Origin of the sequence: Shinella sp., from assembly GCF_052438155.1 — a bacterium.
Lineage (GTDB): Bacteria > Pseudomonadota > Alphaproteobacteria > Rhizobiales > Rhizobiaceae > Shinella.
Map to the genome: position 1 here is coordinate 1 of NZ_JBQVPI010000038.1, position 23463 is coordinate 23463.

19 protein-coding genes are annotated in these 23463 nt (G+C 61.7%); 8 read left to right on the plus strand and 11 right to left on the minus strand.

The annotated features are described in order from the left end of the window. Positions 1-651 precede the first annotated feature (651 nt). A complete protein-coding gene (locus ACT6VE_RS31260) occupies positions 652-2979 on the plus strand; it encodes a calcium-binding protein (RefSeq protein ID WP_444802142.1) in 2328 nt (775 codons plus the stop codon). Between the two features lie 125 nt (positions 2980-3104). Here ACT6VE_RS31260 and ACT6VE_RS31265 read toward each other — a convergent pair whose 3' ends face one another. Then, a complete protein-coding gene (locus ACT6VE_RS31265) occupies positions 3105-3827 on the minus strand; it encodes a helix-turn-helix domain-containing protein (protein WP_444802143.1) in 723 nt (240 codons plus the stop codon). Positions 3828-4173: 346 nt separating this feature from the next. Here ACT6VE_RS31265 and ACT6VE_RS31270 point away from each other — a divergent pair, with 346 nt between their 5' ends. Together ACT6VE_RS31270 and ACT6VE_RS31275 are read left to right on the plus strand one after the other, a co-directional pair. Next, positions 4174-5481 (plus strand): polysaccharide biosynthesis/export family protein, encoded by a 1308-nt coding sequence (locus tag ACT6VE_RS31270; protein ID WP_444802144.1) that lies wholly within the window; start codon positions 4174-4176, stop codon positions 5479-5481. Further along, positions 5478-6992, plus strand: coding sequence for an O-antigen translocase (locus ACT6VE_RS31275; RefSeq protein ID WP_444802145.1), 1515 nt, complete (start codon positions 5478-5480; stop codon positions 6990-6992). The genes ACT6VE_RS31270 and ACT6VE_RS31275 overlap by 4 nt, the downstream gene beginning before the upstream one ends. 30 nt (positions 6993-7022) lie before the next feature. On the opposite strand, the gene ACT6VE_RS31280 is transcribed toward ACT6VE_RS31275, so the two are convergent. The 6 genes from ACT6VE_RS31280 to ACT6VE_RS31305 are packed head-to-tail and all read right to left on the minus strand — an operon-like array spanning position 7023 to position 12532. Beyond that, positions 7023-8219: a DegT/DnrJ/EryC1/StrS family aminotransferase gene (locus ACT6VE_RS31280; protein WP_444802146.1), complete on the minus strand. Its 1197-nt coding sequence runs from the start codon at positions 8217-8219 to the stop codon at positions 7023-7025. Beyond that, complete coding sequence (locus ACT6VE_RS31285) at positions 8216-9187, minus strand: SDR family NAD(P)-dependent oxidoreductase (RefSeq protein WP_444802147.1); 972 nt, start codon at positions 9185-9187, stop codon at positions 8216-8218. Before ACT6VE_RS31285 ends, ACT6VE_RS31280 begins: the two co-directional genes overlap by 4 nt. Before the next feature lies 1 nt (position 9188). Next, positions 9189-9899, minus strand: coding sequence for an acyltransferase (locus ACT6VE_RS31290; protein ID WP_444802148.1), 711 nt, complete (start codon positions 9897-9899; stop codon positions 9189-9191). Further along, a complete protein-coding gene (locus tag ACT6VE_RS31295; protein WP_444802149.1) occupies positions 9889-10995 on the minus strand; it encodes a DegT/DnrJ/EryC1/StrS family aminotransferase in 1107 nt (368 codons plus the stop codon). Before ACT6VE_RS31295 ends, ACT6VE_RS31290 begins: the two co-directional genes overlap by 11 nt. Then, the gene (locus ACT6VE_RS31300; protein ID WP_444802150.1) at positions 10992-12029 is read right to left on the minus strand and encodes a Gfo/Idh/MocA family protein; all 1038 of its coding nucleotides are present in this window, start codon (positions 12027-12029) and stop codon (positions 10992-10994) included. The genes ACT6VE_RS31295 and ACT6VE_RS31300 overlap by 4 nt, the downstream gene beginning before the upstream one ends. Beyond that, positions 12026-12532 carry an acyltransferase gene (locus ACT6VE_RS31305; RefSeq protein ID WP_444802151.1) on the minus strand — a complete coding sequence of 169 codons (507 nt, stop codon included), beginning with the start codon at positions 12530-12532 and terminating at the stop codon, positions 12026-12028. Before ACT6VE_RS31305 ends, ACT6VE_RS31300 begins: the two co-directional genes overlap by 4 nt. 286 nt (positions 12533-12818) lie before the next feature. Between ACT6VE_RS31305 and ACT6VE_RS31310 the strand changes: the two genes are divergently transcribed. After that, positions 12819-14072 (plus strand): glycosyltransferase family 4 protein, encoded by a 1254-nt coding sequence (locus ACT6VE_RS31310; protein WP_444802152.1) that lies wholly within the window; start codon positions 12819-12821, stop codon positions 14070-14072. Here ACT6VE_RS31310 and ACT6VE_RS31315 read toward each other — a convergent pair. The 3 genes from ACT6VE_RS31315 to ACT6VE_RS31325 all read right to left on the minus strand — a co-directional run bounded on the left by ACT6VE_RS31315 (position 14016) and on the right by ACT6VE_RS31325 (position 17320). Continuing rightward, positions 14016-15467, minus strand: a complete 1452-nt coding sequence (locus ACT6VE_RS31315; protein ID WP_444802153.1) for an O-antigen ligase family protein — start codon at positions 15465-15467, stop codon at positions 14016-14018. The two genes, ACT6VE_RS31310 and ACT6VE_RS31315, sit on opposite strands and share 57 nt — an antisense overlap. 130 nt (positions 15468-15597) lie before the next feature. Next, positions 15598-16380 carry a hypothetical protein gene (locus tag ACT6VE_RS31320; protein WP_444802154.1) on the minus strand — a complete coding sequence of 261 codons (783 nt, stop codon included), beginning with the start codon at positions 16378-16380 and terminating at the stop codon, positions 15598-15600. A gap of 4 nt (positions 16381-16384) precedes the next feature. Next, entirely contained in the window at positions 16385-17320 is a 936-nt protein-coding gene (locus ACT6VE_RS31325) for a glycosyltransferase family 2 protein (protein ID WP_444802155.1), read from the minus strand. 255 nt (positions 17321-17575) lie between these two features. Here ACT6VE_RS31325 and ACT6VE_RS31330 point away from each other — a divergent pair, with 255 nt between their 5' ends. Continuing rightward, positions 17576-18781, plus strand: coding sequence for a glycosyltransferase family 4 protein (locus tag ACT6VE_RS31330; RefSeq protein WP_444802156.1), 1206 nt, complete (start codon positions 17576-17578; stop codon positions 18779-18781). Here the strand turns inward: ACT6VE_RS31330 and ACT6VE_RS31335 are convergent. Further along, entirely contained in the window at positions 18772-19725 is a 954-nt protein-coding gene (locus ACT6VE_RS31335; protein ID WP_444802157.1) for a glycosyltransferase, read from the minus strand. The genes ACT6VE_RS31330 and ACT6VE_RS31335 overlap by 10 nt on opposite strands. 339 nt (positions 19726-20064) lie before the next feature. Between ACT6VE_RS31335 and ACT6VE_RS31340 the strand changes: the two genes are divergently transcribed. From ACT6VE_RS31340 to wecC, 3 genes are read left to right on the plus strand one after another with little or no spacing between them, the layout of a single operon-like run. Continuing rightward, entirely contained in the window at positions 20065-21324 is a 1260-nt protein-coding gene (locus ACT6VE_RS31340) for a hypothetical protein (protein ID WP_444802158.1), read from the plus strand. A gap of 14 nt (positions 21325-21338) precedes the next feature. Next, complete coding sequence (locus ACT6VE_RS31345; protein WP_444802159.1) at positions 21339-22163, plus strand: WecB/TagA/CpsF family glycosyltransferase; 825 nt, start codon at positions 21339-21341, stop codon at positions 22161-22163. Continuing rightward, positions 22156-23412 (plus strand): UDP-N-acetyl-D-mannosamine dehydrogenase, encoded by a 1257-nt coding sequence (wecC, locus tag ACT6VE_RS31350; protein ID WP_444802160.1) that lies wholly within the window; start codon positions 22156-22158, stop codon positions 23410-23412. Before ACT6VE_RS31345 ends, wecC begins: the two co-directional genes overlap by 8 nt. Positions 23413-23463: the final 51 nt, after the last annotated feature.

Sequence of the window (23463 nt, forward strand, 5' to 3'; positions counted from 1 at the left end):
TCGCTCGACGGCCTGCCTCTGTCGTCGTGGCCCTGCCGTGAAGAACCTGCCAAATAGCGCTTCCCTCCATTCAATGGGCAACATTGCGCCATCAAAGCCCGGGATCAAACACCTAGGCGTCTCGGCCGGGTTGATCGAACCCGACGATCGTGACGGCCTCTTCTGCTTTGTGTCTTTTCGCTGTCATTTCAATGTCCTTCTTCGGCTCATAAGCCATTCTTCAAGAAGAATCACTTTTCAAGCGGTAGGCCAGCGGCGCTGCTCACGTTCGACAACGTGACACGTCCCCTTTTCCTTCTCGTCCCAATCTGGGTCTCATCGCAATTTCGGAAATGAATTCAGTATTCAAATTTAACCAAAAGTTGATGAAGTAGTTCCTCTCAATCCTCCTGAATGAAAATACCCATAAAATAATATGGAAATAAAATTTGATGACTGATTCAGAATTACATTCCTGAAATAAAGACAATATGGCGGCATTGAGGCAAATTTAACGTGTTATCTAGTACTATTTCGCTACATTGCCTTTCAAATCGTGCCGGACTACCTTCCCGCCCTCAGCGCTGACCTACCTATAAAGTAGTACTCAACCCGTCAAATCAGCTAGGCGCGCACGCTGAAGGCGGCCGTTGGGAGAAAGGTGACAAGACCATGAGAAGTGAATTTCGCGACGTATCAGTCTCCAAGCTTTTGGAGGACACATCGCTCACTCGTAGCGAGATCGACACAAGCCTCGACTCAGGCGTGTATATTGAGAACAGCAGCGCACGGGACAGCTTCCACTTCCGTGACTTCGGCAATTCCATCAATGACGAGATTGGCGGTACATCCAGCCTGAGGCTGAAAACGGATCGTTCGGATGAAAGCGGCCACAAGCAGAACGATCATGTTCTGAAAGTTTCGTCGGTTGACGATGCGGCCTCTCTGAAGGTCGCCTCAGCGACCTCGCCGACAGATGTCGAGACAAAACAGACTGAGGTCATCCATTCCGCCGCCAGCAAGGCCGTAAACGCAGATGCCCCGGCAACACTTGCGGCGGCCGGCAACAAGGCCGCGGCAGCTGCTTCGGGCTACCCGGACGCCAGCAACACCGGCGTTTCCAGTGGCACGACGATGACCAAGTACACGGGGTCCTATCACGTAACCCAGGACAATGCCGTCATCAGCAACCTCGAGGTCCATGGCGATATCGTCATCGAGGCCAAGAACGTCACTCTGAAGAACGTCAAGCTGATCTCCAATACCGAGTGGCATGCGCTGCGCGTGATGGACGATGCGACCGGCTTCACCCTCCAGGACAGCGAAATCGACGGCAGCGGCATTACCGTCAACGCCATCTATGGCTTCGGCACGTTCCTGCGTAACAATCTGCATGATGTCGACAACGGCATCAATGTTATCGCGCCCACGCTGATCAAGGACAACTACATCCACAATCTGCGTGGTGGTAGCGACGCTCACTACGATGGCATCGAGATCAACGGTGGTCACGATATCGATATCATTCACAACACAATCATCAATGACCACGGCCAGACATCGGCAATCATGATGAACAATGATTTCGGGGGTCTTTCCAACATCAACATCGACGGCAACCGTCTGGTCGGTGGCGGTTACACTGTTTATCTCGATGACCGTTTCAACGGCGGTGATGTCATCGACAGTTCGATCAAGATTACCAACAACCAGATCGGCGGTGGTCATTGGGGCGATTTCGCACTCTATGACAATAAGCCCATCCTCTCGGGCAACACCGATCTTGATACACCGACGAATCCATCCGGAACTGTCCATACGGGAACGCAGGGCAACGACACGCTCCCGGTCAGCGGCATGACAAATGCCGGAAACGAGACCTACAAGGGCCTTGGTGGCAACGACCTGCTGAAGGGCGGCGCTGGCGCCGACGTACTGGACGGTGGTGCTGGTACGGACACAGCCACCTATGCAGGTTCGACGGCCGTGAAGATCAACCTCCAGACCGGCGTTGTCTCCGGTGGTCATGCCGCCGGTGACAAGTTCATCAGCATCGAAAACCTGAACGGCTCCAGCTACAACGACACCCTGACCGGCAACGCCGTAAACAACGTCCTGAACGGCGGCGCGGGAGCGGACAAGATGGCCGGCGGCGCCGGTAACGACACCTATGTCGTCGACAATGCCGGCGACGTCGTCACCGAAGGCAGCAATGCCGGAACGGACACCGTCAAGGCATCCGTTAGCCACACGCTGGCAAGCAATGTCGAAAGACTGATCCTGACCGGAACAGCCGCCATCAACGGCACCGGCAATTCTGCCGCCAACATCCTGACCGGTAACGCCGGCAAGAACCTCCTGAACGGTGGCGCGGGAGCGGACAAAATGGCCGGCGGCGCCGGTAACGACACCTATGTCGTCGACAATGCCGGCGATGTCGTCACCGAAGGCAGCAATGCCGGAACGGACGCCGTCAGGTCCTCCATCAGCCACACGCTGGCAACCAATGTCGAAAGACTGCTCCTGACCGGAACCGCCGCCATCAACGGCACCGGTAATTCTGCCGCCAACAACCTGACCGGCAACGTCGGCAACAACGTCCTGAAGGGTGGCAGCGGCAACGACATGCTTAGCGGAGGTGCCGGCAATGACACGCTGGAGGGTCAGTCCGGTTCCGACACGCTGACCGGTGGAGCGGGTGTCGACAAATTCGTCTTCCGCCAGAGCCAGGTTAAGACTGCCGGTGCAGACCACATCACCGACTTCACGTCTTCCGACGTTCTTGTCTTCGATGTGAGTTCAGGGCCGACGGGCAGCCTTGCAGCCAGCGCTTTCCGCCTTGGCACGGCAGCTCTCGATAGCAACGACCGTTTCATCTTTGATACGAAGGCGGATGCCCTCTATTACGACAGCGATGGCAACGGAGCTGCGACGAAGATCCTGGTTGCACATTTCGACAATGGATACAACCTTTCGGCGAGCGACTTCCTGCTCATCTGACGGTATCATGACCATGGGCGGCACGGCCGCCCATGGTTTTCCATCATCGCGGTCTGAAATTGTGACAGCACTCGGCGCCGCACGGGAAGCGCGCAGATTGAAGCCTTGCTCGTAAAACGGCCCGGTCATCTCTCCTGCGTTGCACTCAACAGCTGATGATATTTGGCGGCCGCCTCCGTGCGGTTGTGAACGCCGAGTTTGCTGATGATATTGTGCAGATGAACCTTCACGGTATTTTCGGAAAGATTGAACTCCGCCGCGATCAGCTTGTTCTGCATTCCCTGAGCCGCTTTCTCCAGGATCTCCATCTCACGGGCCGTAAGCTTGATTTGGTTGTCGGCCTCGGCGTAGAAGCCCTGCTTTCCCCTTGCACCGCGATGGCGCACCGTCGTGAGGGTCGGTGGCAAAAGCGGAAAGTACTCGCCGCCCGAAAGCATCAGACGCACCACCGCAAGCCAGATGTTGATCGCGAAATCCATCGGCAGGAGGCTGCGATAGACCCTCGGGCCGCCATCAGCTCTCGTCAATTTACCGATCCCCGACATTGTCGGGTGGGTGAGCGCAATCTGTGCATCGGGATGCATGCGGCGCAATATGAACGCCGCCGCCTCGGCGGCGGGAAGAAGCGCGGAATCGATGAGGATCAATCCGACCGGATTGGCGAACGGCTTGCAGGCGGCTTCGATGCTTGGCACATGCAAGACCACGGTTTGAGGAAACTCTTCGGGAAAGGCCTCCAGCCTCTCGCAGGTACATTCGGAAGGCCCCACCACCAGGATCGTGCGCACCACATCCGTTCGAGAGGACGTCGTCGAAGCAGGATCGCACTTGCTCTGTTCCGGCGCCATGCCGATCTCCTCGCTCCCCACACGAACACGGCTGCCATCCAAGGGCATCACCATTCTATCTTCGGTGTGGCATCTTCACGATAGCTCCCTATGGGTTACTCCTGCCCGCCTGTGGTTTCCTCGTGATCGAACAAGTTCCCTGTTCCCACTACAAAAGGATTATCCGGCGTAATATCCGGACGCCGCCCTTGCCATCGGTTAGCGCAAGCAGTGCGGTTTACTTCTAATTGATGATGCCGGCCGACGACTGATCGACTACTGAAAAGCTCTCCCACTCCGCAGAATGCAAAATGAAATTCATCACGGCGAGCGCCATACGCTCACCGATCTTCGACAGGCGAATTCTATGGTCATGTTACGGATTTTGCAGGATCGGCCGCGCCCACTGAAGACACTCTTCGCCGCCACCATGTTGACCGTTCTTTGCTGGTCGCCCGCGTCAGCGGATGCACCACGGATCTGGCCGAATACAAGCATTCGGCTGAACATCGTCCAGTGGATGCCGACGAAGGGCCTCTACGAAAGATGGGACGCCCTGAGCGGAGAGTTCATCGTGGCGCAGGACGGGACATTGTCGCTCCCGGTGATCGGCCGGATTCCGGTCGGGAGCCTGGATGAAGCCGATCTCGCCGCCAGAATTGCCGAGGAGCTCAAGGACAAGATCGGGCTTGTACGCGCACCCGAGGCGACGGTAGCCATCGTCAAATATCCGCCGATTTACGTCGTAGGGGACGTGAAGCTGCCGGGCACCTACGAGTTCCGGCCGGGGCTGACGGCATTGCAGGCCCTGGCTGTGGGAGGCGGTGAGAATAACCCGGACAGTGGCGGCCCTGCCCTGCCCGACAGGGTGGAACTGGTTGCGAATCTGCGGGGACTGGAAAACTCCATTATGCGCACCCGCATCAAGATCGCGCGTTTCCACGCTGAACTTTCGGATGCGAAGGAACCGAAGTTCGATCTGCCGGTCGGAATGGAAAGCCAAGAGGCTCGGGCGGTCTACGAACAGGAGAAGGCTGTCATGACAGCGCGGTCCAATCTCCTGCAGAGACAAGCGAATTCCTTCACGGAGTTGCGTGATCTGCTTCGCGTGGAACTCGAGACGCTCGACAAGAAGGCCGACAGCGCCGAGGCCGACATCAAATCCGTCGCGAAAGAGTTGAACCTTTTCAAAACGATGGTGGACAAGGGTATCGCGCTTCCCGCCAGACAGGGCGACCTCGAACGGATGCTTCGAAGCTATTCGGCCGCACGCCTCGACGTATCCGCAGATGCGATGCGGGCAAAGCAGAACATCTCCGAAGCATCGCGCAACCTCGAAGGTCTGTACGATCGGCAACGGACCGAAGTAAACCTCGAACTGCAGACGGAACAGGCGAACCTGGATCAGATGCTTCTGAAACGCGAGGCGGCCCAGAACCAGATGCTGAGGATCCTGTCAAAACAGGACAAAGTGTCGGATACGGGCGACCCCACGGTGCTCGCCTTCACCATCGATAGGTTGGTCGATGGCAAAACACGGGAAACCGCGGCTAGCAGCGATACCGTTCTACAGCCCGGTGACGTGCTTCGCGTCACCCGCAATCCGAGCACCACGGCGCGGGAAACGCTTGCGCAAAATTCACAGACGGATGCGGTCGTCGGAAACAGCCAATGAGCGCGCCCTGCGACGCCTCTCCCAGCGAGCAGACCACGCATACGCAAATCCTGAAATCCACCCTCCTGGTCGGCGCCTCGTCGGTGGTCGGAGTGGCCTTTTCGATCATCCGCAACAAGGCGGTCGCACTGATGCTCGGGCCGGAGGGCATAGGCCTGATGGGGCTTTACAGCGCGCTTGCCGACATGGCCCAGAACCTCGCGGGCATGGGCGTGCAATCGAGCGGCGTGCGTCAGATCGCCGAAGCTGCAGGCACGAACGACGACGAGACGATCGCGCGCACCGCTCTGGTGCTTTCGCGCACGGCGCTTGTGCTCGGAGCGGTCGGTGCCCTGCTTCTCCTCCTGCTGGCTGTTCCGCTCTCCGGTCTGACATTCGGCAACCATCAGCAGGCGGGCGGGGTTGCACTGCTGTCGCTTGCCGTTGCCCTGCGCATCGTGTCTGGAGGGCAAATGGCACTGCTTCAGGGGCTGCGCCGGATTTCGGACCTCGCGATCGTCAATGTCGCAGCCGCCTTCGCCGGCACGGTGATCACCATTCCCCTGATCTATCTCTTCGGCTTGCGCGGCATCGTTCCGTCCCTGATTACCGTAGCAATCGTGACCGGCCTGGTGTCATGGCATTTTCGCAGGCGGGTCCAGCTGCCTTCGATCGGGATTCCGCCGCCGCTGTTCGGACAGGAGAGCAGGCGCCTCCTCAAGCTCGGGCTGGTGTTCATGGCAAGCGGGCTGCTGACATTCGGCGCGGCCTATGCAAATCGCCTCATCGTCCTGCACGCCGAGGGGATCGCGTCAGCCGGTTTCTACCAGGCGGCCTGGGCCATCGGGGGCCTCTATGCCGGCATCGTGCTGCAGGCCATGGGCACCGATTTCTATCCACGCCTGACTGCGGTGAGCGGGAACAATGCTGAATGCAATCGCCTGGTAAATGAGCAGGTGCAAATGAGCCTGCTTCTTGCAGGCCCCGGCGTCGTCGCCACGCTGACCTTCGCCCCCTTCGTGCTGCATATCCTCTATTCCCATGCCTTCGATGGCGCAACGGACCTGCTTCGCTGGATTTGCCTCGGCATGATGCTGCGCATCGTCGCCTGGCCGATGGGCTATATCGTGATAGCGAAGGAAGCGCAGGCGACGTTCTTCTGGACCGAGGTCGCCGCGACGGTGGTCCATGTCGGACTGGCCTTCGTCCTTGTCCCGTATTTCGGTGCCGCTGGTGCTGGAATGGCCTTCCTTGGCCTCTATATCTGGCACGGCGTTCTGATCTACTTCATCGTCCGGCGGATGAGCGGATTTCGCTGGTCCAGGGAGAATGCGGGGATCGCCCCCGTCTTCATCCTTGCTTGCGCTCTGGTCTTTCTGGCGACACAGGCACTGTCGCTTTGGCAATCGACGGCCACGGGCTCAGCGGTGCTTCTGCTGACCGGCCTGTATTCCCTACGCAAGCTGGTGCGGTTGGTTCCGCATTCGTCATTGCCCTCGCCGCTGAAAGTCTTGATCGCCCGGTTCGCGTGACGACACAGGCTGTTTACCGGCAAAAAAGGCTTACAGGGCGGTTTCCAGAGCGCGTTCCGCGCGCGTGGAAACCCTCGCCAGCGCATCGATGACACGATGCACGTCCTCTTCGGAAAGCTGCGCGAAGAGCGGCAGGATGATGGAATTTTCCTGGGCGGCCGCGCTGCGCTCCAGGCCGCCGACCACGCGGTGCGTGTCCCGTCCGGCATAACTTTGTTCGGCCGTAATGTTCATGACGCCGCGCCGCGTCGAGATGCCGTCGTCGAGCAACGCCTGCATGATCGCGCGCTGATCGCCTCCGTCAGGGATGCGCACGCAGTAGCTCTGCCAATTCGTACGCGCCCATGCGGGCTCCCGCGGTGCCGCGAATGCTGGCGCGCTCCTCGCGATCAACCCGCCGTAGAGATCGGCGAGTTTTCGCCGGCGCGCGACGAGGCCCGGCAGCCGACGCAATTGCACCCGGCCGAGTGCTGCTTGCAGATCGGTCATCCGGTAATTGTATCCGAGTTCGGGATAGGTCTCGTAGATGACGGACTTCGATCCGTGGCGCACGGTATCCGCAACACTCATGCTGTGCTGGCGCCAGAGCCTGAATTTGCGGTCGTATTCCGCATTGGCGGTAGTCAGCATGCCGCCGTCGCCCGTGGTGATGACCTTGCGGGGATGGAAGGAGAAACAGGCAATGTCGCCAAAGGGGCGCCCGATCCTTTCCCAGCGACCCTGCCGCAAAATCTCGCTTCCCGATGCACAGGCCGCATCCTCGATGACGGGGATCGACCGCAGGCCCGCAATCGCCATCACCGCCGCGAGATCGCATGGCATGCCCAGTTGATGCACGACCAGCACGGCTTTCGTGCGCGGCGTCACCGCCGCCTCGATGCGGGAGGGATCGATGTTGAAGCCATCCGCTTCGATGTCGACGAAGACGGGCGTCGCATCGCAATAGCGAATGGCGTTGGCCGTGGCGATGAAGGAATGGCTGACGGTAATCACTTCGTCGCCGCGCCCGACGCCGACCACCTTGAGCGCGAGATGGAGCGCCGTCGTGCAGTTGGAAACCGCAGTGGCAAAGGGGGCGCCGACATAGGCGGCGAACTCGCTTTCGAAAGCCGCCACTTCCGGGCCTTGCGTTATCCAGCCCGACAGAATGACCCGCCGGACGGCGTCCGCCTCCTCTTCGTCGAGTTCGGGTTTGGCGACGGGAATCTGGGAGAGGGAGCCGCTCATGCCGCCTGCCCTCCCTGTACTCTCTCCTGGCGCCACCAGGAAACGAGATCGCGAAGACCTGCCTCCATATCCACCTCGGCCGAAAAGCCGATGAGATCGCGCGCCTTGTCGGTCGATGCGAGACGGCGGGCAACGGCGTTGACCTTGCGGGCCGGCGCATATTCCGGCTTCAGTGTCGATCCCATGACCGCCAGGAGCATTTCCGCCAGTTCGTTCAGGCTGGTTTCCGTGCCGCTGGCGACATTGAAGACTTCGTCCGTCACGGAAGACTTGGCGGCCAGGATGTTGGCGCGGGCGATATCGTGGACGTGAACAAAATCCATCGTCTGCAACCCGTCGCCGAGGATGATCGGCGGGAGGCCGGACTCGATGCGCTCCATCCACCGGATGAGCACCTCGGTGTAAACGCCGTGCACATCCATGCGCGGACCGTAGACGTTGAAGTAACGCAGCGCGACGTAGTTCAGGTCGTACATGTCCGCGAAGCTGCGAAGCAGCCCTTCGTTGAAGGCCTTGGCGGCGCCGTAGATGGTGCGGTTGTTGTAGGGATGGTGGTCTTCCGTCGTGGGAAAGCTCCCCGCCTGTCCCAGCACCGAGGCGGAGGACGCGGCCACGACCTTCGCAACGCCGAACTTCACCGCCGCTTCAAGGACGTCGAACGTCCCGCCCGCGAGAACGTCGAAGGCGAGCCGCGGTTCCTCGGCGCACTGGGTGATGCGGATCGCCGCCTGATGAAAGACGATGTCGATCCCCTTGAATGTCCTCTCCAGCAAGGCACGGTCGCGGATATCACCTTCGATGATCGTGATCGGCACGGAGCTTGCGGCCTGCATGAGGTTTTCGCGTCGCCCACGCACGAAATTGTCGATGATTACGATCTCGCGCGGCCGTTCCGCGGCAAGCTGGTCAGCGATATGCGAGCCGATGAGACCGGCGCCGCCGGTGATCAGTATCCTCTTGTCCTTCATGTCACACCTCGACGTTTTTTGCCCGAACCGGTGGATCCTCCCGCCATCGCAGGAACTGTGCCGGCACGCCTGCGACGATCGAATAGGGCTCGACATCCGAGACCACGACCGCGCCGGCGCCGACGATGGCGCCTCTGCCGACGGTCACGCCCGGCAGGATGGTGGCGTTCGTGCCGATGTCGGCCTCCGCCTCGATCCGGACCGGCCTGATCTCCAGATCCGTCCGGATGATCGGCACATCGACCGGCATGCCGCTATGGGTCGATCCGAGTATTTTTGCGCCTGGACCCCAGCCGACGTCATCGCCGATGACCACGTCGCGAGCATCGATGAAGGCCTGCGGGCCGATCCAGACATTGTTGCCGATCCGGCAGGTTCCGTCGTAGCGGCCCTGGATGTTCGCCTGCGCCCCGATGAAGACGCCGTCGCCGATCTCGAATGTTTCCGGATGCTTGAAGACCGCGTTCGCACCCACCTGCAGCCCGGACCCACACCGACGCGACAGGGCCTGTAAAATCGCCCGACGCATCAGGGTATCCACGAAACCGTCGCCGTTGGAAAACCGCCCGTAGAGCTCAATCAGGCCCGCCTGCCCGTATGTGTTTTTCAGGTCTTCGGCGAGGCCTTGCTGGTAGGCGGGATCGACGGGCTTGCCGCGCAGGCCGTGCACCGCCTTGACGATCCTCTGGGTATGGCGAGCCTCAAGCGACATAGGCGTCTTTCTCCACGGCCCGGACGACCTGCTCCACTTGATGGGCGGTCATTTCCGGGTAAATCGGCAGGGACAGCACCTCCCGCGCGGCCGTCTCGGACACGGGAAAATCGCCCGGCGCGTAGCCGAGATCGGCATGCGCCGGCTGGAGGTGGACGGGGATGGGATAGTGCAGGCCGGTCTGGACCCCTTCGGCGAGCAAGGCCCGCTGCAAGCCGTCGCGGTCCCCGGTGCGGATCGCATAGATATGATAGACGTGGCGGCGCTGCGCATCGGCATAGGGCAGCCGGATATGACGCATGCCGCCGAGTAGTGACGTGTAACGCGCCGCATGGGCGCGGCGCGCTTCGGTCCAGTCTTCCAGATGGCGCAACTTGACGCGCAGGATTGCGCCCTGAATGCCGTCCATACGGTAATTGTAACCCTTCAGGACATGGTGATAGCGCTGTTCCTGTCCCCAGTCGCGCAGCATGCGAAAGGTTTTCGCGTGCCGGTCGTCATCGGTGACGGCGATGCCGCCCTCGCCGCAGGCACCGAGATTTTTGCCCGGATAGAAGCTGAAGCATCCCGCCACGCCAAAACTGCCGGCCCTGCGGCCCCTGAATTCGGCGCCGTGCGCCTGACAGGCATCTTCCACGATGGGCAGGCCATGGCGTGCGGCAACCGCCTGGATGGCATCCATGTTCGCCATCTGGCCATAGATGTGCACGGGCACTATCGCCTTCGTGCGCGGCGTGATGGCGGCCTCCAGCCTTTCGGGATCCATCGTCAATGTTGAAGGCTCGACATCGACGAAGACCGGTCGCGCGCCGGTGTAGCAGATCGCCGATACGGTCGCGACGAAGGTGAACGGCACGGTGACGACCTCGTCCCCGGGGCCGCATCCGAGGGAGAGCAGGGTCAGATGAAGGGCGCTCGTTCCCGAATTGACGGCGATCGCATGCCGGACGCCGCAATATTCCGCGAATTCGCGTTCGAACTGCTCCACTTCGTCGCCGAGCACATATTGGGCGGATGCCAGCACCTTGAGCACCGCGGCATCGATCTCGGGCTTCAGGGATGCATACTGGGCTTTCAGGTCGAGGAGCGGGATCATGCGATCAGCCTCGCCTTCTCCAACTCTATGACGCGGCCACGCTGGGCGAGCGACTGGGTGGCGGCTTCGAGGATCCTCACCACGCGCAGGCCCGCATTGCCGTCGGCGATGGGCCTCGCACCCGCTTCGACACAGTGGAGGAATTCCCTGAGTTCGCGGCCGAGCGCCTCGGATATGTCCAGCTGGGGGGCATGCATGTCGCCAGTGCGGTAGCCGACCAGCATCTGGTAGACCTTTTCGCCGTTCTTTTGCGGATTGCCGTTCAGCGTTATCCCCTTGTCGTAGACCTTCACCTTTTCGCTGGGTTCGAGGTCGTCGTAGACGATCATCTTGTTGCTGCCGCCGATCAGGGTCCGTCGCACCTTCACCGGCGCCAGCCAGTTCACATGGACATGCGCGATCAGCTTGCTCTCGTAAAACATCGTCAGGTAGGCGATGTTTTCGGGCTCGCCCGGCACATGGCTCATGCCGGTTGCCGACACGGCCACCGGTTTTTCGTCAAGCACGTAATCCATGATCGAGAGGTCATGTACGGCAAGATCCCAGACGACGCTGACATCGTGCTGGAAGAGGCCGAGGTTCACGCGCACGGAGTCGTAATAGTAGATTTCGCCGAGATCCCGTTCCGCGATCTCCCGCATCTTCCGCACCGCCCCGGTATGGACGAAGGTGTGGTCGACGGCGAGTACCAGGCCACGCCGGGCCGCCTCCTCCACCATGCGCCGGGCCTCCTCCGTGGTCGCGGCCATCGGCTTTTCCACGAAGACGTGCTTGCCGGCCATCAGGGCCATCATGGCGAGCCGGAAATGCGTGGAGACCGGCGTTGCGATCGCGATCGCGTCGATCCGCGGGTCGTGCAGCATCTCGTCGAAATCGGCGGTGATATCGACGGTCGGATAACGGGCCTTCACCGGCGCGAGCCGTTCGGTCATCAGATCGCAGACCGAAACAAGCCTCGCATCTGTGATATCCGCCAGGTTCCGCACCAGGTTCGGTCCCCAGTAGCCATATCCGACAACCCCTACCCCGATCACGATACAGCCTCCATGATTGCGCCGTTCGAACGGGCGTCCTTGACCCGACCGATGATCCGGGCCGGGACGCCGGCCACGATGGCGAAGTCGGGAACATCCTTGACCACGACAGCGCCGGCGCCGATCTGCGCGCCCTCCCCGATGGTCACGCCCGGAAGGATCGTGGCATTGCTGCCGATCGAGACCCGGCGCCGCACGCGGGTCGGCAGCAACGACCAGTCGCTATCGCACTGGAGGCTGCCGTCGGCATTGACGGCGCGGGGATACATGTCGTTCGTGAACATGACCCCATGCCCGACGAAGACGCCGTCCTCTATCGTCACGCCTTCGCAAATGAAACTATGGCTGGAGATCTTGCAGTTCCGGCCAATATGCGCGTTCCTCTGGATCTCCACGAATGTGCCGATCCGGGAACCGGCTCCGATGGTGCAGCCATAGAGGTTGACCAGATCGGGATGGTGGATCACCACCCCTTCTTCCCTGACAACGTCGAGTGAAATCATTCGAATACTCCGTAGCGGATTCCTGTTCAAAAACAGGCGTCGGGGCATGCTCCAAACTACTTAGAGGACATTTCCTTTTGCCGTTTGAGTAAAGGGAACAATAGGATTTACGCGCTACACCTTAGGGTGTACGCCGAGACCGCCGATTGAGCCTTCATGATGCCCGCAGCGTAGGGATCACGCCCGCCGTTTTGCCCACCCCGCCGAAAGGTGCGATTGCACGGTGTTATCCTTCCCCGCAGTTTGAGCGCTGGAAACATGCGGCATCAAACCGGGAAAGCGGAAATTGCGCATCCTCGTCTATCCCCACGATCTCGCCGTCGGCGGAAGCCAGATCAACGCGATCGATCTGGCCGCCGGCGCGCAGGCCGCGGGCCATGAGGTGGTCGTCTATGGCGTTCCGGGGCCTCTGACCGGCTATATCGCCGAGCGGGGCCTGCGCTTCCTGCCGGCAAGTGCAACGAAGTACCGGCCCGCGCCCTCGCGCATCATCGAACTCGCGCGGATCGCGCGACGGGAGCGGATCGACCTGATCCACACCTATGAATGGCCCCCCTGTCTCGACGCCTATTACGGTGCGTTCCTGATTTTCGGCGTCCCAGTCCTCTGTACTGTGCTGAGCATGTCCGTCAGCGCACAGGTGCCGCCCTCCGTGCCGCTGATCATGGGCACCGAGGACCTCGGCCGACAGGCGCGCGCGCGGCAGGCCGGCCCCGTCTGGGTGATCGAGCCGCCGATCGACGTCGATCGCGACAACCCGTCGCTGGACGGGCAGCCGTTTCGAACCGCGCATGGGATTGCGGATGAGGATTTCCTGATCGTCAGCGTATCTCGCCACGCCCTCGACCTGAAGCTGGATTCGCTTGTCCGGGCCATCGATGCGGTGGACATGATCGGCGGGCGGCACCGGGTGGTTCTGGCGCTGGTCGGTGACGGTCCCGCCCGCGCGGCGCTGGAGGAGCGGGCCAAGACCGTCAATCACCGTCTCGGACGGCGCGCGATCATTCTCTGCGGCCAGCTGCTCGATCCGAGAGGTGCCTATGCCGCGGCCGACCTGGTCGTGGCGATGGGCAGTTCCGCCTTGCGCACGCTTGCCATCGGTCGGCCATTGATCGTGCAGGGGGAAAAGGCATTTTCGGAAGTCTTCGAGCCCCCGACACTGACCGTGTTCCTCAACCAGGGTTTCTACGGGCTCGCGGACGACGCGCCCGGCGCCGACCGGCTTGCGGCCCAGATCGAGCGGTTGGTGCTGGACGCCGATCTTCGGCTGCGCCTTGCCGAATATGGTCGCGAGGTTGTCGTCGAACGCTTCAGCCTTGAAAGGGCACTGGCGCTTCAACTCGAGATCTACCGCGAGGTCGTCGCCACGCGTTTGGAAAAACATGTCGGAGAGGCGGTTATGTCCGGTCTGCGCGCCCTGGCGGTGGAGATCGACAACCACAATCCTCTGGCAAAGCGGAGAAAGAGGCGTGAGGCCCTGAGCTTACTCTCGGCCGCCAGATCGGGCCGATGGCCGCCCGTCCTCGAAACCGGCGGATGAGGCCCGCATCCTGATGCTGCGGGCCGGGCGCCGCTTCATCGGTTCGTCCGGTTTTTCTTCGCCCTTCGCGTCCAGCAGCCATACCCCCGCGCCGAGGGAGAAAATGAACAGCACATAGGTAGCGTTCCAGAAATGGACCGTCCAGCCGACGAGAAAGAAGCCGGTTAGGGAAGCGAGGAAGCCCAGTCGATAAGAGGCCAGTTTCGCATCATCGATCTTCCTTGTCGCGACCGCCGCAAAGACTGCCAGGAACGTGACGAGCATCGCCGCGGCCGCCGGAATGCCGTAGATTATCGCTTGATACAGCCAGAACATGTCGATGCTGGGAGGCATCCAATCCGGCCTGTCCCACCCGATCATGGTCGTTCCGAAAAGGGGATGGTTCATCACGGAGCCGGTCCCGAAATTCCATATCAGCACGCGGTAATAGGCATTTTCGGGACTGAACGAAAAATGGGTGATGAAGAACTCGAAGACGCTCTGATTGGACATCGTCGCGACGAATACATAGCCCGTGCAGAGGCTTGCCCAAAACAGCTTCCACCGCGCGTTGATGCGCACCAGCACCCTGTCCCACGCAATCACGATGATCTGGGCAAAAAGCCCGCTCTGCGGACCTGACGACATCGACAGGAATGTCGTCGTCGCGATCACCGCCGCCTTCGCATAGCGTTCCGAGGCCGTCTTCGCATAACCGAGGACGCAGTAAACCGGCCCGAGCATGGCACCGCAAATCACACCGAAAAGGATGGGATGCTCCACGACGCTTTGCACGCGGCGCAAGCCCCATCGTGTGTCATGCAGGTTCGGGTGCGTCGTGAACACGATGCGTGTCAGATCGAGCAGGATGTTCTTGCCGGTCAGCGCTTCGAAGAACGCAAATGGCATCAGAAACAGAATGACGCGAAACAGCAGGAGCGTCACGCGATAGTAATCATCGGCGGACCGAATGTAGCACCGCGCGAGAAGGTAAGGCCCCATCGTCTCGATGAACTGGATGCCACCCGACTGCAGCCCCTGGCTAAGGCCATGCACGGCGCACAGGCTTATGAAGCACCAGAAGCAGTACAAAAGAAGCGTGAAGTCGGCAAACCGCAGCCGACCCGCCCCGCCCGATGCCCATTTGTACAGGCACGGCAGGATCGTCGCGAGCAGCACCAGGCGAAAGGGGCTCAGCGCCAGATTGCCGACATTGAAGACGAGGGGCAGGAAAAGCGACACGAGGAACAGCGTGACCGACAGGGATCGCGTCCCACGCGCCGGATGGTCCTCGGCGATCGCGCCTGACGTCCGGATCCGCGCACCAGCACTCCGTCCGGCCGGTCGGCTCGGGCGGGGAGCTCGCGCTTTCACCGGCGCCTGAGGCTCACCGTCGTTGGAAAGGATAGCGCGCATTGCCGGCAGCTGCCTCATGGTACGGGATCACGCGACGTTCACGACACCCTATCCCCGCGCGTGGCGATAGATAACTTATCAATCGGATCAGTCGGCGCCGTCCGGATACACCCAACGGATTAGGTGCACGTCATTTCCGCGCGCTGTTGCCCTCCACCACCGGCCGGCTGTCATAGAAAGCAAAATCGCCCCACCGCCCGCCACCGATCTGGTTGCCGATGATGCGGATCGAGGCGTCGTCGACGGCGCCACCGCCCTTGCGGCCATCGAGATAAATCGTGTAGCCGCCGCCGACGAGACGGTTGTTCTCGATAGAGATGTTCGACAACCCGCTGAACTCGTTGTTCATCATCACCGCCGAGGTCTGGTCGTGTTCGTTCACGATGAGGTTGTGAACGATCTGGATGTCATGGCCGCCATTGATCTCGATACCGTCATAGTGACCATCGGCGCTGGTGCGGAAATCGTGGATGTAGTTGTCGCGGATCGTCGACGGCGCGATGACGTTGATGCCATTGTCGACGCCGTGGATGTCGTTTCGCAGAAACGTCCCGAAACCGTAGACACCGTTAACCGCCATGCCGGCGCCGTCGATTTCGCTGTCCTCCAGCTTGAAGCCCGTCGCGCCTTCCATCACGCGCAGCGCATGCCAAGGGGCTTCGGAGATCAGCCTGACGTTCCTCATCGTCACGTTGCTGGCTTCGATGACGACGTTGCCGTGGATCTCCAAGTCGTGGACCGTCGCATTATCGGTCGTCGCATAGTAGGTGCCGTGGAACTTGGCGAGCTTTGACGGATCGGACAATCCGGTTCTTTCCAGGGCCCAGTCGTCTGTGCGCGACGGCGCGCTCGCTGTTGCCGTCAGGCAGAGCAGGACGAGGCCAAAGACCGTCAGTGCCCGGATATATCTCATTTCATCATTCGGAATGCGGTTGCGGCGAAGCGAGACTCGTGTTGACGAGCACACGGCCGAGCCGCCGCACGAGCGAGCGAACGACCGAGGCAACATTGGCCGGGCGGTCCCTCAAGCCGGCGAGCAGGAAGCGCATTGCTGAACGTTTCTTGCCGGAATTATAGAGGCCGATCGCAATCCCGATGCGCAGTCGGGAACGATCCAGCCGCCGCAAGGCGAGGACCCGGCGGTTCTTGCGCAATATTCTGAATTCGCCCATCAATTGCCGCCGTCGATTGGTCGATATGCTGTCGGCCGAGATGAATCCCAGGACGACCGGCTCGATATCTTCGAAAACCGTCGTGTGCTGGACCAGCCGAACCGCGAATTCCCAGTCCTCGTTCGCCCTCAGGCATTCGTCGAACCAGTGGAGATCCGGCATGCAATCGCGCCGGAACAGGGCATTCTGTACGCTTATCCGGTTTTCGCTCAGGAGGTGGCCGAGCTGGTCCTCGTCGAGCCGCAGCCTGCCGTCGGGGGGAGGCGCATGCGCGACCTTGCCGGCCCCGTAACGGAATTCTGGATCACGGCCATAGACGATCTTGCCGCCGATGACGACGCGCACGCTGTCGGCAAGCGCGTCGAAGAACGCGACCTGCCTTTCGAGCTTTCCGGGCAGCCAGAGGTCATCGCTGTCCTGGAAAGCGATAAGCCGCCCCCGGGCGGCAGCAAGCCCCGTATTGCGAGCGGCGCCAGCGCCGCCGTTCTTTTCGCGCCTTATGTATCGCACCCGCGCATCGGAAAAGCCGTTGACCACGGTCGCAACATCGTCGCTCGAGGCATCGTCGACGACGATGAGTTCCAGGTCCCCGTAGGACTGGGCGAGCACGCTCGCCATGGCCGCGACGAGGGGCCTGGTTCTGTTATAGGTCGGTAGGATGACCGAAATGTCGGGGTTCATAGAAGCCTCCGCGAGGCGTGCCACCTGTTGCCTCTCATCTACGCAGATCGTCCCGAAGGAGGAAAGACCGGTAAAACGGGGTATGCCGCCATCCTTTGGTATAGGTCCGGTATGTTCGCAGGCAGGCAGCGTCCCGTATCCGCCGCACACCCACCGCCGTTCACCACCCAAAGGCGACATTGCCGCGATGTCCAGGCGCCGGATAATCCCCATGGCGGGCAAGTGGACCGCGACAGGTTTGTGGAGCGTTTGGATTTGGCCAAGGTCTTGTTGATCGCACCGACCTGCAACGGCGAGGATGTCGGCGAGGCATGGGTGGCGTTCCAATGGGCGCGCCGGCTCGCCGAGCGGCACGACGTCACCTTGCTGACCTATCACAAGCGCGGAGCCCGCCCCGCGGCCGAGCAGCTTCCAGCCATGCGGGTGATCGAATGGCGCGAGCCACCCCTGCTCGGCCGGGCCGAGCGCCTCAACAGCCTCATGAAGCCTGCATATCTGCCGTTTTACCTGCGTGCGCACCGATGGATCGGACAGGCGCTGGCGCGCGGCGAGCGGTTCGACCTGGTGCACCAGCCCGTGCCAGTCGCAATGCGATATCCCTCCCCTGCGACCGGCTTCGCTCTGCCTTTGTTGATCGGCCCCGTGGGCGGAAGCCTTCCATCCCCTGAAGGTTTCACGACGGACGACACGTCGAGCCCGTGGTTCACCCGATTGCGGGCGCTGGATCGCCACCGCCTGAACTGGGACCCGTGGCTGCGGGCATCCTTCAGAAATGCGGATTGCGTGCTTGGCATCGCCGACTATGTGAAGGAAATCCTCGCCGGCGTTCCCTTGAAGAACTTCCAGGTGATGAGTGAGACCGGTCTCGACAGCCTTCCGGAAAGGATCGACAGGTCCGGTCGGCAGGGGCCAGTCAGGCTGCTGTTCGTCGGACGCCTCGTGCGGACCAAGGGCGTGCGCGACCTGATCGGTGCCCTGTCGCTCATCCGCGACCTGCCGGTCGAGCTCGACGTCGTCGGCGAAGGCCCGGAGCGTGCGCCATGCGAAGCGCTGGTCACCTCTCTCGGCCTGGGAGCACGCGTCCACTTGCATGGGTGGCAATCGAAAGAGAAGGTCGGCGCGTTCTATCGCGCGGCCGATATCTTCACGTTTCCAAGCTATCGGGAGCCCGGCGGCAATGTGGCGCTGGAGGCGATGGGGTATTCGCTCCCCCTGATCGTCGTCGATCGCGGCGGGCCGGGCAGCGCCACGTCCGATCTGTGTGCAATGAAGCTCTGCGTGTCGACACCTGAAAAGCTGGCGCGTGATCTCGCTACGGCCATCGCAACGCTTGCGACGGATGCGGACTTGCGCAACCGCATGGGGCGGGCCGCCTATGACCATGTCGGCAAAACCGCCCTCTGGTCCTCGAAACTCGATAGAGTGGACACGATCTATGCGGAGCTGGCAGGTCAGCGCTGAAGAGCCGCCCGATATTCGATGTAGGGACGAAGTGCTGCGGACAATGCGGCACGATGGCCCGGTCCCAGCCCGAAGCGCATCACCTCCCCGGTGATGATGCCGAGGCGAAACAGGAACGTCGCCGCCGCGCCGTGGTGCCTTCCGTAATAGTGGATGCGATTTGACGTCATCAGCGCGGAAAGACCGGTATTGGCATGATATTCGCCGCCGATGTGAACGGCGCGGGCGGCGGGTTCGTAAACGACCTTCAGGCCGCAGCGGCGAACCCTCTCCATGTAATCGACCTCCTCGCTGTAGAGGAAGAACGTTTCGTCCCATACCCCGACCGTCTTTCGCGTGCCGGCCGATATTGCGAGGGCCGCGCCGCTTGCCCAGTCGATCGTGCCGCCTGCCCGGTACAGTCTCTCGTCCTTCACGATCTCCCCGACGCCCAGCCGGCCCGCGAAGCCGGTTCCCAGCAGCGAATCCGACCAGGCCGTGATCAGGGACGGTTCCTTGCGCAGCGAATGCGAGAGGCTTTCGTCCTCATGGAGCAACTGCGGCACCACCAGCCCGACCGCAGGATCTTGCAACCGGCTGACGAGGGTGAGGGCGCAGTCCGGCTGGAGGCGGATATCCGGATTGAGGATGAGGAGATGCCTTTCATCGTCGATCGAGGCGGCGGCGGCGTTGATCGCCGCCGCATAGCCCGCATTCCGGCCCGTCTGGATGATGCGCACGCCCACGGGATGGGACGCAGCGATGTTGACCGAGGCGTCCCTGGAATTGTTGTCGACGACGACGATCTCCGTATCGGCAAGTCCCGCCAGCCCCAAAGGCAGGGAATCGAGCAGTCCGCCAATCACCTCGGCGCTGTTGTAGGTGACCACGACGATCGCAAGGCGCGCCCTGTCGTGCAGCCTCGCCAGCGTGTTGTCATTCATGGCTTTCGACGACGTATCCATTGCGCTGCGCCCGCTCGTTTCATCGGACCCAGAATTGTCTGAATAACACCGCTCCGAAAGACTGCCGAGAGACGTAAGGCGCATGCGATCCCGCCGGGCACCTAATCGAATTGCATTACGCCGTCGGCTCCCCGCCCTAAGCCCTTCGGATAGTCCGTCGCGCGTTTCCTGCCTTCCAACGATCTCTCGTCAACCTTTGAGAGCGGTAGATTAAACGCCCGGAGTTCGTAGCTTAGGTGACAAGCGGACGGAGATCGGCATCGCGTTTCAATGGCGTCGATGCCTCCGTCGATCAGGAACCTCGGCAAGCCGGTCCCTTCACCGGTGGTGGAAGCCTCCATGTCGATCGAAATCGCCAAATCGCATCTGCAGATCCGGGCAGCCTTCCAAGGCACCGGCTCCTCCCGGTCGGCTGTGCCCTCACAGGACCGGCTGGCCCTGCTCGCGGCCGTTTCCCCGCCATCGCGCTCCCTGGTCGACAGGTTGCTTCTGGTTGCCGGGCGCGGCCTCCCACGGATGTATGACGGCGCCTTCTTTGCGCATACGCTGCGCGCGGTGGAGACGAAAGACGGCTGGACGGAACGGCTCGAGGGCATCAGCCTTCGCTATACCGCCATGACCGCCCTCGGTCTGGCCCATACCGACACGGCGGTACAGATGCATGCTCTGGAAGGCGGCACGATTGCCGAACTCCTGCAGCAGACGGCCATGCGCGCCGAACAGTCCCCCGACATCGGCGCAATCGCCTTGACGGCCTGGGCGATCGCTGAAGTGACGGGCGTCTTTGCCGCCCCGCTCTACACGGCGCTCTCCCGGCACCTGGCATCGGGCGCGCCGATCTCCACGGTGGAATGCGCCTGGTGCCTGAGCGCCGCATTGGCGGCGCGAGGACTTGCCGACACCTCCGGCCTCATTGAGGCCGCAAGGGCCGGCCTCTTCTCCGCACGCTCCGGTTCACCGCTGTTCGGGCATATCATACCCGCTTCCGCAAGTGGTCGGCTACGCGCTCACATCGGCTGCTTTGCCGACCAGGTCTATCCGATCCAGGCCCTCTCCCGCCTTCATGCCTGCCTCGGCGATATCGAGGCGCTGACGGCCGCCGAAGTCTGTGCCGAACGCATCTGCGCGCTGCAGGGCAATGGCGGCCAATGGTGGTGGCACTACGACGTGCGCCACGGGACGGTTGCCGAAGGTTATCCTGTCTACAGCGTCCACCAGCATGCCATGGCGCCCATGGCGCTTCTGGAACTGCGGGAAGCGGGCGGGCGAGACTTTTTCAGTTCCATCACCAACGGGCTTCGCTGGCTCGACGACCATCCGGAAGTACCGGACGCGTTGATCGTGCCCGACAAAGGCGTCGTCTGGCGAAAGGTCGCCCGGCGCGAGCCGAACAAGTTCGTTCGCAAGGCGGCGGCAGCGGGAACCGCGCTGTGGTCCGGTTTCCGGCTGCCCGCCATCGACGTGCTGTTCCCGCCCCATCGCATCGACCGTGAATGCAGGCCCTATGAATTCGGCCTGATGCTTTACGCGTGGCTCAGCGGCGGAACGATTGCAAAGCTCGGGAATAAAAGGAACGCGAATTCCACGCACCTTGATTGAGGGGGGAGATTCGAATGACAAGCGAGCGCCAACTGCTGTTCGGGATGTACATGGATCCCTTACGCATGGAAGAGGCCATAGAGCGATGCAGGACAGCTATCGTAACACGCCAGCGAATGCTCGTCGGCGTGCTGAATGCGGCCAAGATCGTCAATCTCCGACGTAATTCCGTGCTGAGGAATTCCCTGATCGAATGCGACATGATTGTCGCCGACGGCCAGGCCGTCGTCTGGGCGAGCAAGCTGCTCGGGCGGCCGCTTCCCGAACGCATCGCCGGCATCGATCTCTTCGTGCGGCTGCTCGCACTTGCCGATGCCGAAGGCCGGTCCGTGGCCCTCCTCGGTGCCCGGCCGGATGTCCTCGCGGCCATGGAAACGGCGATCCACGCGCGCTATCCCAATCTCACGATTGCCTATAGCCATCACGGGTATTTCAAGTCCGAGGAAGCGGAAGGCATCGCGTCCGGCATCCGCGACTGCGGCGCGGACATGCTGTTCCTCGGCATGGTCTCCCCGAAAAAGGAGATCTTTCTTGCGACGTATGGCCCGTCGCTCGGCGTTCCCGTTCTGCACGGTGTCGGAGGCTCCTTCGACATCCTTGCAGGATTGACCCGCCGCGCACCGCCGCTGTGGCAGAAACTCGGGATGGAATGGGCCTACCGCGTCCTCCAGGAGCCGCGCCGCCTGTGGTGGCGCTACCTGTCCACCAACAGCAGCTTTCTTCACCTGCTCGCGCAGGAAATGGTCAGCCCGACCCGTCCGTTCGAACACGAGGACGGGCAGATCGTGGTGAAGTTCGATCGGCGGGAAACGATGTCCGGGAGCGTCGTGCATGACTGAAATCTTCAAAGGCAAGCTGGCAATTCTCGGCCTGGGGTATATTGGCCTTCCAACGGCCGTTGCGATTGCGACCAGGGGCATCGACGTCATCGGCGTGGATATCAATCCTGCCATTGTCGCCGCGATCTGCCGCGGCGAAGTACCGTTCATCGAGCCTGACCTGGCAGTCGGCGTAAGCGGCGCCGTGGCGATGGGGCGGCTGGTCGCCACGAGCGAGGTGCCGGAAGCCGACGCATTCATCATCGCGGTGCCGACGCCGTTCAATGAAGACCACACGGCGGACCTGTCCTATGTCAAGGCGGCCGCCGAGCAGATCGCACCCCGCCTGAAGCCGGGCAACATCGTGGTGCTCGAGTCGACGTCCCCGCCCGGAACGACGGAAATGGTCAGTTCCTGGATCGCGGCTGTACGGCCCGATCTCAAGATGCCACGGGACGGGGAGAACGGTGCCGACATCTATGTGGCACATTGCCCCGAACGCGTCCTGCCCGGCCGTATCATGATCGAGATCATAACCAACGACCGCGTCGTCGGCGGCTTGACGCCGCGATGCGCCGAGAAGGCCGCGTCGATCTATCGTCTTTTCGCCCAGGGCGAAATCCTGCTCACCGACGCGGCAAGCGCGGAATTGGCCAAGTTGACCGAAAACGCCTATCGCGACGTCAACATCGCATTTGCCAACGAGCTTTCGCTGATCAGCGAGGCGCTGCATATCGACGTGTGGGAGGTCATCCGGCTCGCCAATCGGCATCCGCGCGTCAACATCCTGAGCCCCGGACCAGGCGTGGGTGGGCATTGCATTCCGGTCGACCCATGGTTCATCGTCTCCGCCGCGCCCGACCTTGCCAGACTGATCAGGACGGCGCGCGAGGTCAACGACCGGCGGCCGCACCATGTCGCCGAACAGGTGGTGATGAAGGCGAAGCGCTTCCGCGCGCCGACGATCGCCTGCCTCGGCCTGACGTTCAAGGCGAATGTGGACGACGTGCGCGAAAGCCCGGCGATCGACGTCGTCGGCCTCATCGCCAAAGCGCTGCCGGATGTAGAGGTTCTCGCGGTCGATCCCTATGTGGAAACGATGCCGAGGCAGCTTGCCGGATATGGGAACATCCGGCTCGAACAAGCCTACGAAGCTGTCGAGCGCGCCGACATCGTCGTGCTGCTCGTCGAGCACGACCCCTTCCGTGCGATCCGCCACACGAGACTGGGCGGCAAGATCGTCTACGATACGCGCGGTGTCTGGCGGTAGCCTTGCCGCTGAAGCACGGAGCGTATCGCATACGGCCTCAGACGCCAACCG